Source organism: Glycomyces dulcitolivorans (assembly GCF_003265355.1).
Taxonomy (GTDB): Bacteria; Actinomycetota; Actinomycetes; order Mycobacteriales; family Micromonosporaceae; genus Glycomyces; species Glycomyces dulcitolivorans.
This window is the reverse complement of sequence record NZ_QFRW01000315.1, coordinates 1-11,981: the sequence shown is the minus strand read 5'-3', so window position 1 is coordinate 11,981 and position 11,981 is coordinate 1. Positions and strand designations below refer to the sequence as shown.

General features: G+C 71.1%; 12 protein-coding genes, 1 pseudogene and 1 riboswitch. Of the genes and pseudogenes, 2 read left to right on the top strand and 11 right to left on the bottom strand.

All coding sequences use genetic code 11. The features are described 5' to 3' along the window. Positions 1–14: 14 nt before the first annotated feature. From DI269_RS22790 to DI269_RS22765, 6 genes are all read right to left on the bottom strand, one after another. Positions 15–1,115 carry a BMP family lipoprotein gene (locus tag DI269_RS22790; RefSeq protein WP_112140226.1) on the bottom strand — a complete coding sequence of 367 codons (1,101 nt, stop codon included), beginning with the start codon at positions 1,113–1,115 and terminating at the stop codon, positions 15–17. A gap of 212 nt (positions 1,116–1,327) precedes the next feature. Continuing rightward, positions 1,328–1,675: a hypothetical protein gene (locus tag DI269_RS22785; RefSeq protein WP_112140224.1), complete on the bottom strand. Its 348-nt coding sequence runs from the start codon at positions 1,673–1,675 to the stop codon at positions 1,328–1,330. Positions 1,676–1,804: 129 nt separating this feature from the next. Beyond that, positions 1,805–2,953, bottom strand: a complete 1,149-nt coding sequence (galK, locus tag DI269_RS22780; protein WP_112140221.1) for a galactokinase — start codon at positions 2,951–2,953, stop codon at positions 1,805–1,807. Beyond that, the gene (galE, locus tag DI269_RS22775) at positions 2,940–3,911 is read right to left on the bottom strand and encodes a UDP-glucose 4-epimerase GalE (RefSeq protein WP_112140219.1); all 972 of its coding nucleotides are present in this window, start codon (positions 3,909–3,911) and stop codon (positions 2,940–2,942) included. Before galE ends, galK begins: the two co-directional genes overlap by 14 nt. Beyond that, the gene (gene galT, locus DI269_RS22770) at positions 3,908–4,999 is read right to left on the bottom strand and encodes a galactose-1-phosphate uridylyltransferase (protein ID WP_112140217.1); all 1,092 of its coding nucleotides are present in this window, start codon (positions 4,997–4,999) and stop codon (positions 3,908–3,910) included. Before galT ends, galE begins: the two co-directional genes overlap by 4 nt. Next, positions 4,996–5,823, bottom strand: a complete 828-nt coding sequence (locus DI269_RS22765; RefSeq protein WP_112140214.1) for a DeoR/GlpR family DNA-binding transcription regulator — start codon at positions 5,821–5,823, stop codon at positions 4,996–4,998. The genes galT and DI269_RS22765 overlap by 4 nt, the downstream gene beginning before the upstream one ends. Positions 5,824–5,927: 104 nt before the next feature. Here DI269_RS22765 and trpS point away from each other — a divergent pair, with 104 nt between their 5' ends. Both trpS and DI269_RS22755 read left to right on the top strand, forming a co-directional pair. After that, complete coding sequence (gene trpS, locus DI269_RS22760; protein WP_112140212.1) at positions 5,928–6,944, top strand: tryptophan--tRNA ligase; 1,017 nt, start codon at positions 5,928–5,930, stop codon at positions 6,942–6,944. A gap of 26 nt (positions 6,945–6,970) precedes the next feature. After that, entirely contained in the window at positions 6,971–7,507 is a 537-nt protein-coding gene (locus DI269_RS22755) for a 2'-5' RNA ligase family protein (protein WP_232822870.1), read from the top strand. A 137-nt stretch (positions 7,508–7,644) separates the two neighbouring features. Here DI269_RS22755 and DI269_RS22750 read toward each other — a convergent pair whose 3' ends face one another. The 5 genes and pseudogenes from DI269_RS22750 to DI269_RS22730 all read right to left on the bottom strand — a co-directional run. Then, a complete protein-coding gene (locus tag DI269_RS22750; RefSeq protein ID WP_112140207.1) occupies positions 7,645–7,995 on the bottom strand; it encodes a TFIIB-type zinc ribbon-containing protein in 351 nt (116 codons plus the stop codon). Positions 7,996–8,090: 95 nt separating this feature from the next. Next, positions 8,091–9,632: a bifunctional phosphoribosylaminoimidazolecarboxamide formyltransferase/IMP cyclohydrolase gene (purH, locus tag DI269_RS22745; RefSeq protein WP_112140205.1), complete on the bottom strand. Its 1,542-nt coding sequence runs from the start codon at positions 9,630–9,632 to the stop codon at positions 8,091–8,093. Positions 9,633–9,658: 26 nt separating this feature from the next. Beyond that, a riboswitch (ZMP/ZTP riboswitch) is annotated at positions 9,659–9,822 on the bottom strand. 78 nt (positions 9,823–9,900) lie between these two features. Further along, a pseudogene (locus tag DI269_RS29205) lies at positions 9,901–10,383 on the bottom strand (VanZ family protein); the annotation flags it as partial. A 9-nt stretch (positions 10,384–10,392) separates the two neighbouring features. Continuing rightward, complete coding sequence (gene purN / locus DI269_RS22735) at positions 10,393–11,007, bottom strand: phosphoribosylglycinamide formyltransferase (protein ID WP_198667658.1); 615 nt, start codon at positions 11,005–11,007, stop codon at positions 10,393–10,395. After that, a partial coding sequence (locus DI269_RS22730; protein ID WP_112140197.1) for a cell division protein PerM occupies positions 10,995–11,981 on the bottom strand: 987 nt, incomplete at its 5' end. The genes DI269_RS22730 and purN, both read right to left, overlap by 13 nt.

Here is an 11,981-nt window from a genome sequence, read left to right as displayed (position 1 = left end):
CGCGCGCGGACCGGTTACGGAGCGGCCGGGCTGGCCGGCGACTCGACGACGAGCGAGCCGTCGATGATCGCGGCCTTCAGGGCCTCGACCTCGGCCTTGGTCTCGTCCGAGATCACGGAGTCGAAGTCGTGGAACGGCGCGATCGAGACGCCCTCGTTGGCGAGGGTGCCGACGTAGGTGCCGTTGCCGGCCTCGCCCTTGTAGGCGGCCAGGACGGCGTCGCGGACGGCGACGTCGAGGGCCTTCTCGGCCGAGGTGATGAGCTCGGAGCCGTACTCGGTGGACTCGAAGCCGTCGGTGTCGACCCAGATCGCGTTGACGGCGTCGTTCTCGGCGGCGGCGGTCAGCGCGCCGATGCCGGCGGGGCCGGCGACCGGGAAGAGGATGTCCGCGCCCTGCGTGATGAAGGTGTCGGAGGTGCTGCGGCCGGCGGCGGCGTCCTCGAAGTTGCCGAGGAAGGTGCCGGTCTGCGCGGCGGCGTCCCAGCCGAGGAGCTGGACGTCGGCGCCCTTGTCCTCGTTGTACTTCGCGATGCCCTCGGAGAAGCCGTCCATGAAGATGGTCACCGGGTTGATCTGCATGCCGCCCCAGGTGGCGACGATGCCCGTCTGCGTCTGCGAGGCGGCGACGTAGCCGGCCAGGAACGCGGACTGGGCGGTGTCGAACTGGATCGAGTAGACGTTCTCGGTCTCGACCGGCGCGAAGTTCGCGTCGATCGGGGAGCCGTCGACGATCGCGAAGCCGACCTCGGTGTTGGCCAGGGCGGCGGTGGTGACGTTGCCGGCCATGAGGCCGCCGACGCCGACGATGAAGTCGCAGCTGTCGTCGACCGACGCCTGGAGGTTCGGGTCGTAGTCGGCCTCGGAGGCCGACTCCTTGTAGGTGACCGCGATGTCGGAGTTCTCGTCGGCGGCGGCTTCCATGCCGGCCCACGCGGACTCGTTGAAGGACTTGTCGTCGATGCCGCCCGAGTCGGTCACCATGCAGGCGCTGAACGTCGCTTCGGCGTTGCCGTCGCCGCTCGAATCGGTGGGCGCGTCGCCGCAAGCGGCGAGGGCGGCGAGGCCGACGGCGGAAAGGCCCGCCACGGCCAGCTTGAACGGCTTGACAGCCATTACGGTCTCCTTTGACAATCCAAGGGGGTAAGTCGATACCCGCCTAATCATGGCCGCACTTGATGGCCTCTGACACGCTCCTTGATGATTTCGTTACCGAAACATCCTATGACTGAGACCAGGAGTGAACTGGTGTTTCGCCGCTACTACGGGGCTATTGCGGTTCCCGGCGGCCCTTGTTGTTACAGAAGGGTGAATACGGACGCGGGGGTCTACGTCCAGAAGACGGCCACGCCGGCGGTGACGGCGATGAGCCCGCCGGTGGCCCAGAAGTGCCCGGCGGCGACCTTCTCGCGCTTCTTCCACACGGGGATCGCGATCATGACCGCGAGCAGCAGGGCGAGCAGGAACTTGATCCCGAGCTTCGCGTGGTTGGCGTCCCCTTCGGCGCTGACCAGCCCGTAGAGGACGATCCCGGTCGCGAGCTGGACGGCGATGCCGTAGAGCATCGCGGTGTTGAAGTTGAACTTGCGCGACAGCCACGACACGAGCCAGCCGCCGAAGACCGCGGCGAAGCCGAGCAGGTGGAGGTAGCGCAGCACGAGGTGCACGATTTCCATGCCGGGGAGTATTCCAGAGTGCGGGACCGGTCACGCTGCTGCGCCGCCGGTCCCGCAACCGCTGTCACACCGTCCGCGGTCGAGGAAAACGGCCCGGACCGTCACAGTCCGGGCCGCTGTCCCGTCCTCTTACCGGACGCGGTGCGCTCCGGCGGCCGCGCGGGCCGTGAAGATCCGCGGAGTCGGCAGGTCGGCCTGGGCTGCCGCGTCGGTCACGGCCGCTTCGATCTTCTGCGCCGAGGCGGCCTCCACCAGGGCGATGGCGCTGCCCCCGAATCCACCGCCGGTCATGCGAGCGCCGAGGGCGCCGGCGCCGAGGGCGGCGTCCACGGCGGAGTCGAGCTCCACCGAAGAGACCTCGTAGTCGTAGCGAAGGGAGGTGTGCGATGCAGTGAGCAGGTCGCCGATCTCGGCGACCCGGCCCTCTTTGAGGAGCGCGGCGGTCTTGAGGACCCGCTCGTTCTCGGTGAGGATGTGCCGCATCCGCTTGTTGAGGCGCTCGTCGTCGAGCTTCGCGTGGCGCGGCGCGTCGCGGAGGTGGCTGACGCCGAGCTGGCGGGCGGCCTCCTCGCAGTCGGCGCGGCGGGCCCCGTACTCGCCGTCGGCGTGCCGGTGCGGGGCCTGCGTGTCGATGACGAGCATCGTCAGGCCCGCGGCGGCGAGGTCGAACGGCTCCTGCTCGCGGGAGAGGTCGCGGCAGTCCATGAACATGACGTGCCCGGCCTCGCACAGGAGCGACGCGGACTGGTCGAGCACGCCCGTGGGCGCGCCGACGTACTCGTTCTCGGCCTTCTGCGCGATGCGGGCGGCCTCGGCGCGGTCGATCTCGTGGCCGTACAGGTCCGCGAGCGCGATGAGGATCGCGCATTCGAGCGCGGCCGAGGAGGACAGGCCCGCGCCGTGCGGGACGTCGGAGTGGACGGCGACGCGGACCGGGCCGACCGGGTAGCCGGACTCGTTCAGGGCCCAGGCGGTCCCGGCGAGGTAGGCGGCCCAGCCGTCGACGCCTTCGAGGGTCGCGGAGCGGACCGTCGAGCCGGCGCCGTAGGTGGAGTGGAACTCCCAGGTCTCGGCCTTGGACACGGCCGCGACGGCGTAGAACGGCAGCGCGAAGGGCATCACGAAGCCGTCGTTGTAGTCGGTGTGCTCGCCGATGAGGTTGACGCGGCCGGGGGCGGCCCACAGGCCCTCGGGCTCGGCGCCGAAGACCTCGCGGAAGGCCGCCTCGGCGGTCTCGGCGAGTTCGAGGGCGTGAACGTCGGCGTTAGCGGCGGGCATGCTGGTAGTACTCCCAGGCGTCGGCGACCATGCGGTCGAGGGTGTCGCGGCTGGGCTTCCAGCCGAGTTCGGTCTTCGCGCGCTCGGACGAGGCGACGAGTTCGGCGGGGTCGCCGGCGCGGCGGGGGCCGACGTTCACGGGGAAGTCGGTGCCGGTGACCTGCTTGACGGTGGCGACGACCTCCTTGTTGGAGAAGCCGTTGCCGTTGCCGAGGTTGTAGATCTTGTGCTCGCCGGCCGCGGCGGCGCCGAGGGCGAGCAAGTGGGCCTCGGCGAGGTCGGCGACGTGGATGTAGTCGCGGACGCAGGTCCCGTCGGGGGTCGGGTAGTCGTCGCCGAAGATCGCGAAGGACTCGCGGCGCCCGGAGGCGGCGTCGAAGGCGATCGGGATGATGTGGGTCTCGGGCTCGTGGTTCTCGCCGTGCCAGATCCCGGCCCGGTCGCGGTAGGCGCCGACGACGTTGAAGTAGCGCAGGGAGACCGCGGCGAGGCCGTGGGCGGTGGCCTCGGACTGGATCGCCATGTCGCTGGAGAGCTTGGTGGCGCCGTACGTGGAGGTGGGGGCCTTGACGGCCTCCTCCTTGATGGGCACTTCGAGCGGGTTGCCGTAGACGGCGGCCGTGGAGGAGAACACGAGGGTGCGCACGCCGGCCTCGCGCATGGCGGCGAGGAGCGCGAACGTGCCGTTGGTGTTGGCCTCCCAGTAGATCTCGGGCTTCTCCATCGATTCGCCCGCGGCGATGAGGCCGGCGAAGTGGAGGACGCCGTCGAAGGTGCCGTCGAGGACCTCGGCGACGTCCTGCACGGACTTGCGCACGAGCTCGGCCCCGGCGGGGACGCGCTCGGCGGCGCCGGTCGAGCAGTCGTCGAGGACGACGACCTCATGGCCCGCTTCGAGCAGCATCGTGGCGACGATCGAGCCGATGTAGCCGGCGCCGCCGGTCACGAGGTATTTCACAGTGCTCCCTTGAGAATGTCAGCAGCCGTCTCGGGGCCCATGTCGTGGACCCATCCGCCCATGACGGACTCCGAGGAGGCCAGGAACTTCACTTTGCCGGCGCCGCGGCGGATCGAGACGAGTTCGAGGCGCAGGCGCCCGAGCTCGCGGTCCCCGCCGACCGGGGCCTGGTGCCAGCCGGCCATGTACGGCATCTGCTCGCCAGGGTAGGCGGCGTCGCAGCGCTTGAGGACCTCAAGATAGAGCGGCGCGAAGGAGTCGATGTGGGACTCGGGCAGCTCGGTGAGGTCGGCGAAGCGCTCGTTCGGGTAGATGTGGACCTCGAAGGGCCAGCGGGCCGCGTACGGGGTGAAGGCGATCCAGTGCTCGTTCTCGGCGATGACGCGGGGGCCGCGGCGCTCGGATTCGAGGATGTCGTCGAACAGGTCGCGGCCGGTGGCCTCGCGGTGGCGGCGGTTCGCGTCGAGGTACTTGCGGGACTGCGGGGTCACGTACGGGTAGCCGTAGATCTGCCCGTGCGGGTGGTGGAGGGTCACGCCGACCTCGACGCCGCGGTTCTCGAAGCAGAAGACCTGGGCGATGTCGCCGCGCGCCGAGAGCTCGGCGGTGCGCTGGGCCTGGGCCCGCACGATGAGGGCGACGCGTTCGGGGCTGAGGTCCACGAGCGAGGAGTCGTGGTCGTCGGAGAAGACGACGACCTCGCAGCGCCCGGAGGCGGGCACGGCGGTCTCCATGCCCGAGACTTCCGCGGGCGGGAGGGGACCGGGCTCGGGAAATCCCCCGAACGAGGGAAAGCGGTTCTCGAAGACCGCGACCTCGTAGTCGGGGGCGGGGACCTCGGTCAGCTCGTCGCCGTCGGAGGGGCACAGCGGGCAGGCGACGGGCAGGGTGGGGCGGTTGGACCGCCCGGCCGAGACGGCCACCCACTCGTCGCGGAGCACGTCGTACCGGATCTCCCCGGCGCTGACCCGGTCGCCCAGGTCGCGCTTGTCGGCGAACGAGGCCCGCCCGGCGCCCGGCGCGGAGTCGAAGTAGAGGATCTGGCGGCCGTCGGCGAGGCTGCCGGTCTCCAAGTGGAACGAGGTCATGGTCTCTTCTCGGTGTGGTTGCGCTTGGCGGGGCCGTGCGGCTCCGCGGCCGGTACCGGTGCGAGCACGACCTGGTCGACGTGCTCGCCGAGGGCCCGGCGGGCCTCCTCGTCGAGGAGGGAATCGGTGACGACGACGTCGGCGTCCGCGAGGGACGCGATCGTGGCGATGCCGACGACGTCGAACTTGGTGTGGTCGGCGACGACCACGAGGCGGCGGCCCTTGGAGGCGAGGGTCGCGACGGTCTCGGCTTCGAGGAGGTTCGGGGTGGTGAACCCGGCCCGCTCGGACATGCCGTGGACGCCGAGGAACACGGTGTCGACGTTGACCTTCTCCAGGGAGGCGACCGCGAAGGGCCCGACGAGCGCGTCGGAGGGGGTGCGGACGCCGCCGGTGAGGATCACGGTCTGGTCGGGGCGCCCGGCCCGGTAGAAGACGTCGGCGACCGGGACGGAGTTGGTGACGACGGTGAGGTCGGGGACGTCGGTGAGGCGGTGCGCGAGGGTCCACGTGGTGGTCCCGGCGGAGAGGGCGATGGCCTGGCCGGGCCCGACGAGGGTCGCGGCGGCGTCGGCGATGGCCTGCTTCTCGGCCTCCTGGCGGACCTGCTTGACGGCGAAGCCCGGCTCGGAGGTGGAGCCGAAGTCGACGGCGGTCGCGCCGCCGTGCACCTTGGCGACCAGCCCGCGCTCGGCGAGGGTCTCCAGGTCGCGGCGGATGGTCATGTCCGAGACGCCGAACTCCTCGACCAGCTCGGCCACGCGGACCGCCCCGGTCCGGTGGACGCGTTCGGCGATCCGGCTCTGTCGCTGCTGCGCCAGCATCGGCGACTCCCCTTCGATCAAGATCCAACACAATTAAACATCAGGATCGCCGGTGCCGCAATACCGGGTGGCCGCCCCGTCCGCCCGGATGTCAGAATCGGTCCATGACCACTGCCGAGCGCAAGCCCCGCGTCCTGTCTGGGATCCAACCCACCTCGGACTCGTTCCACCTCGGGAACTACCTGGGCGCGCTGCGGCAGTGGGTGGCCCTCCAGGACACCGCGGACGCCTTCTACATGGTCGTCGACCTCCACGCGATCACCATCGATCACGAGCCAAAGGTATTGCACGAGCGCTCACGGGTGAGCGCCGCTCAGCTCATGGCGCTGGGCGTCGACCCCGAGCGCTCGGCCCTGTTCGTGCAGTCCCAGGTCCCCGAGCACCCGATGCTCGCGTGGATCCTGGGCGCCGAGACCGGGTTCGGCGAGGCGAGCCGGATGACCCAGTTCAAGGACAAGTCCGCCAAACAAGAACGCACAACGGTGGGGCTGTTCACCTACCCGATCCTCCAGGCCGCCGACATCCTGCTGTACCAGACCGACCAGGTCCCGGTCGGCGAGGACCAGCGCCAGCACCTGGAGCTGACCCGGGACCTCGCGATCCGGTTCAACACCACGTACGGCCAGACGTTCACGGTCCCGGACGCCTACATCGTCAAGGAGACCGCGACGATCAAGGACCTCGCCGAGCCCGAGAAGAAGATGTCGAAGTCCTCGGCCAGCCCGCGCGGGTGCCTGTACCTGCTCGATGAGCCGAACCAGATGCGCAAGAAGGTCAAGAGCGCGGTCACCGACTCCGACGCCGAGGTCCGCTACGACCCCGAGACCAAGCCGGGCGTGTCGAATCTGATGAACATCTATGCGGCCCTTGGCAACACGACGCTGGAGAAGCTGGAAGCGGAGTACGCCGGGCGCGGCTACGGGGACTTCAAGGGCGACCTGGCCGACGTCGTCGCCGACTCGCTGAGCCCGATCGCGGCCCGCACCAAGGAGTACCTCGCCGACAAGGCCGAGCTGGACCGGATCCTCGCCAAGGGCGCGGAGAAGGCCCGCCGCGTGGCCGTGCGCACGCTGGAGAAGGCGTACAAGAAGATCGGCTTCTACCCGCCGGTGGCGCTTTAGTGGCCGGGAGGACCATCACCGTAGGGGTGGCGATCCCGGTTCCCCCGCCCTGGGGCGAGATCCTGGACCGGGCCCGCATCGACTCCGGCGACCCGCTCGGCGGGATGGTCCCGGCGCACCTGACGCTCCTGGGCCCCACCGAGATCCCCGCCGAATCGCTCGACGCCTACCGCGTCCACCTGGCCGCGGTCGCGGGCGCCTGCCCGCGGTTCGACCTGCACCTGCGCGGGACGGGCTCGTTCCGGCCGGTCACCGAGGTCGTGTTCGTGGCGGTCGTGGACGGCATCGCCGTCTGCGAGCAGCTGGAGGCGGCGATCCGCCGCGGCCCCGCCGAGCGCGAGCGCACGTTCCCGTACCACCCGCACGTCACCATCGCCCAGAACGTCGGCACCCCGGCCCTGGACACGGCCTTCAACTCCCTCGCCGCCTTCGAGGCGAAGTTCCGCGTCGAGTCCTTCACGCTCTACACCCACCCGAACCCGGGCGCCTGGAGCTTCGAAACCCTCGCCGGAGCCCCGGTCCCCTGGACCCCGAGAGCGAAGTTCCCCCTGGGAGTCGGCTGAACGCACTGTCGGACCCGGCAGGCACTGTTGATTCGGGGGACGCTGCGGATGCCCGATTTGTCGGGAACCGCCGTTCACGTTTCTCGAGACCGCCCTGGCCGCCGGGTCGTGCCCGGCGGCTCGCTGGGCGGCGGCCGCTAGAAGTCGAAGAGGTCTTCGAAGACGCTCTTGCGCTTCTTCTTCTTGTAGTGGTAGTCGTCGCCGTGGTGGCGGCGGTCGTCGTAGTGGTCGTCGCGGCGCCGGTCGTCGTAGCGGCGGTCATCGTGACGGCGGTCGTCGTAGCGCGGCTCGCGCGGGGGCGGGCCGGCGGGCGCCGCGGGGGCGGGGGCCGGGGCGCGGTTGTACGAGGCCTCGGCGTTCATCAGGTGTTCGAGTTCACCGCGGTCGAGGAAAATGCCCTTGCATTCGGAGCACTGCTCCACGACGACGCCGTTTCGCTCGTACTGGTGCATGGGGTTCTGACATTTCGGACAGAGCATCTGCATCATGACAACAACCTATCGTGAATCGGCCATGTATGCCCAACCAGAACCGGGCGCCCCACCTGTGAGTTCTCACAGCTGAGGCGCCCGGCCACTACGCACTAGTGGGTGAAATGGCGCGTTCCGGTCAGGTACATCGTCACTCCGGCCTCCTTGGCCGCGGCGATCACTTCCTCGTCGCGGACGGAGCCGCCGGGCTGGACGACGGCCTTGACGCCGGCGTCGATGAGGATCTGGAGGCCGTCGGGGAACGGGAAGAACGCGTCGGAGGACGCGACCGAGCCGGTCGCGCGCTCGGCGCCGGCGCGCTCGACGGCGAGCTTCGCGGAGTCGACGCGGTTGACCTGGCCCATGCCGACGCCCACGGAGGCGCCGCCGGAGGCGAGGAGGATCGCGTTGGACTTCACGGAGCGCACTGCGCGCCAAGCGAATTCGAGGTCCGCGAGGGTCTCGGCGTCGGCGGGTTCGCCGGTGGCGAGGGTCCAGTTCGCAGGGTCGTCGCCGTCGGCGTCGACGCGGTCGGGCCGCTGGGCGAGCAGGCCGCCGGAGATCGGCTTGAGCTCGATCGCGGCGGGCGTCCACTCGGGGGCGCGCAGCAGGCGCAGGTTCTTCTTCGCGGAGAGGATCGCGACGGCCTCGTCGGTGAACGAGGGGGCCACGACGACCTCGGTGAAGATCTCGGCGATCTGCGCGGCGGCCTCGGCGTCGACCTCGGCGTTCGCGGCGATGACGCCGCCGAAGGCGCTCAGCGGGTCGCAGGCGTGGGCCTTGCGGTGGGCCTCGGCGATGTCGGCGCCGGTGGCGATGCCGCACGGGTTGGCGTGCTTGATGATCGCCACGGTCGGGGCGGCGAAGTCGTGCGCGGCGCGCCAGGCGGCGTCGGCGTCGGTGTAGTTGTTGAAGCTCATGGCCTTGCCGTGGAGCTGCTCGGCCTGCGCGAGGCCGGGCGCGCCGGGGACGGCGTACACGGCGGCGTCCTGGTGCGGGTTCTCGCCGTAGCGCAGGTCCGCGAGCTTCTCGGCCGGGAGGGCGAGGAAGTCGCCGAGGCCCGTACCGGACTGCTCGGCGAGCCAGGTGGCGACGGCCGAGTCGTAGGTGGCGAGGTGCGCGAACGCCTTGGCGGCCAGGCGGAGCCGCTGCTCGGCGGTGGTGCCCTCCTTGGCGGCGTCGCGGATCCACGAGTAGTCGGCGGGGTCGACGACGACCGCGACGTTCGCGTGGTTCTTGGAGGCGCCGCGGACCATCGAGGGCCCGCCGACGTCGATCTTCTCGACGATGTCGTCGAAGCCCGCGCCGGTGGCGACGGTCTCCTGGAACGGGTACAGGTTGCTCACGAGGAGGTCGAAGGCCTCGATGCCGAGCTCGGCGAGCTGGGCGCGGTGGGTGTCGCGGCGGACGTCGGCGAGCATGCCGGCGTGGACCTTCGGGTGGAGGGTCTTGACGCGGTCGTCGAGGATCTCGGGGAACCCGGTCAGGTCCTCGACCTTGGTGACGGGGATGCCCGCCTCGGCGATGCGGGCCGCGGTCGAACCCGTGGAGACGAGCTCGACGCCGGCGGCGCTGAGGTCGCGGGCGAGGTCGATGACGCCGGTCTTGTCGAAGACCGAGATGAGGGCCCGCTTGATGAGCTTGCGCTCGGACATGGGTGCACTGCTCCTGATCGAGTAATGACTGCGGCCCAGGCGTTCGACCGCAGTAACAGGTTCAGCAGTGCCGCTCCCCGGTGGTACTCCACCCGTGGCGTCTTCTGAAGGTTCCCCCTCAACAACGAGCTGCCCGGTCCGTGCCACGGGAAACCTCGAAAGACGTCACTCGCCAGTCGCGACCGGCCGAGCGTAACACGCTCGGCTCGGGTGCCGGCCCGGCCACCGCGCGTGAGCGCCGCCACCAGGGCCGGGACGCGAGGGCCGCGACGACCGCGCCGAGGGCGTTCATGAGGGCGTCGTCGACGGAGACGACCCGCCCGGTCAGGAGCAGGTACTGGAGGGCCTCCAAGGTCACGGCCGCCGCGATAGCGCCGATCGCGACCGCGCCGAGGCCGATGCGGAAGCGGACCGGGAGGAAGAACCCGGCGGCGGCGAACACGAAGAGGTTGCCGGTGAGCTGCTCGACGATGGTGCGCGGCGAGGCGCCGGCCAGGTCGGCGAGGTCCACGAGCGGGACGAGCTGCACCGCGTTCGCGCCCTCCCGGGAGGTCAGGCCGAGGAACAGCAGCGGCACGGAGCCGACGACCGCGCCGACCTCGGCGAGCGAGTCGAGCCAGGCGTCCCGGCGCGGCCGGCCCTTGCGGACGCGGTGCGCGGCGAGCGCCCATGCGACGCCGAATGCGAACGGCAGCAGGGCGAACGCGACGTAGAGGGTGTTCGCTTCGAGGGAATTGACGGCGAGGGGCATCCGGCGATGCTAGCCGAGGACGACCCGGCGGCCTTCGACCTTCCAGCCGTCGCGCATCATGCGGCCGACGGAGTCGACGAGCTGGGCCCGCTCGGCCTCCTTGATGCGCTCGGTGAGGGTCTCGACGGTGTCGTCGTCCTCGACGGGGACGGCGCACTGGGCCACGATCGGGCCGGTGTCGACGCCGGAGTCGCAGACGAAGAGGGTCGCGCCCGCGATCTTGACGCCCGCGGCGAGGGCCTCGCCGGGCCCGTTCATGCCGGGGAACGCCGGGAGCAGCGAGTTGTGGGTGTTGACGTACCGGCCGGGGAACGCGTCGAGGAAGCGCGGCCCGCAGAGCTTGAGGAACCCGGCGGAGACGACGAGGTCGGGCTCGTACGAGGCGACTTCGGCGGTGAGGGCGGCGTCCCACTCGTCGCGGGTCGCGTAGTCCTTGACCTTGTGCACGAAGGTCGGCACGCCTACTTTGGCGGCGCGCTCGGCGCCGTACGTGCCGTCGCGGTCGGCGCCGACGGCGACGACCTCGGCCCCGTAGGCGGGGTCGGCGCAGGCGTCGAGGAGGGCCTGGAGGTTCGAGCCGGAGCCGGAGACGAGCACGACGAGTTTGGCGGTCACGGGTGACACGGTAACCCGTCGTCGCGGCCGGGCGCCGGTTCGGGGATGACGACCGTGTCACGCCGCACCAGCTCGGCTTCGGCGGCGCGGCGGTGGACGGCGAAGAGGCGCGCGATGAGCGCGGCCCCGACGAGGCCGATGAGGAACTGGACGCCGGAGATCCCGGCGACCGCGAGCGGGTCGGGCCCGAGGTCGGCGAGGAGGTCCGTCCCGGCGGCGCCGCCGGAGAGGTACGACAGGACGCCGAGGGTCAGGGCCGCGGTCGCGGCGGCCATGACCGACGCGGTGGTGACGCGCGGGAGCCGCAGGTCCGGGGACCGGTACGTGAGGATCACGCCGAACACGGCCGCGAGCATGAGCGGCAGGCCGACGAGCACGGTGGCGTAGTCGGGCAGGGGCGCGTTGGGGACCGCGGCGAACACGGGGAACGCCGGGAGCGGCCCGAGTTCGATCAGCTCGGTCTGGACGGCGGTGCCCGCGCCGACTGCGAAGCCGGGCCCGGCGATGTACGCGGCGGCCCACACGGCGAGGTTCGGCAGGTACAGCAGGCTCAGCAGGGCGACGATCCACGAGGCGTTCCCGTACAGCGCCAAGGTGTCGGCGACGACGGGCCCGCGGACGGCGAAGGCGACGCCGACGGCGGCGGACCCGAACGCGAGCAGCGCCCCGGCGGTGATGAACCCGGTGCGCAGGCCCCGCCGCAGCCACACCGAGGACGCCGTCCACGGCAGGACCCCGGCCTCGCGGGCCGAGCCGTACGCGGTGGCGGCGACGACGAGCGGCACGGCGTGCAGGAGCGCGGGGAGCATGTCGACGTCGAAGGGCCCGCGCGCGCTCAGGGCGGCGGCCGCGGCGACGAGTCCGGTGTAGAGGATCGTGACGAGCCCGGCGGCGGCCCGGACGGCGGCGGCGTCGCGGCCGCCGATCGCGCGCGTGGTCCCGGCGGCGGCCTTCGCGAGGCGCCAGGCGATGAGGACGGTGAG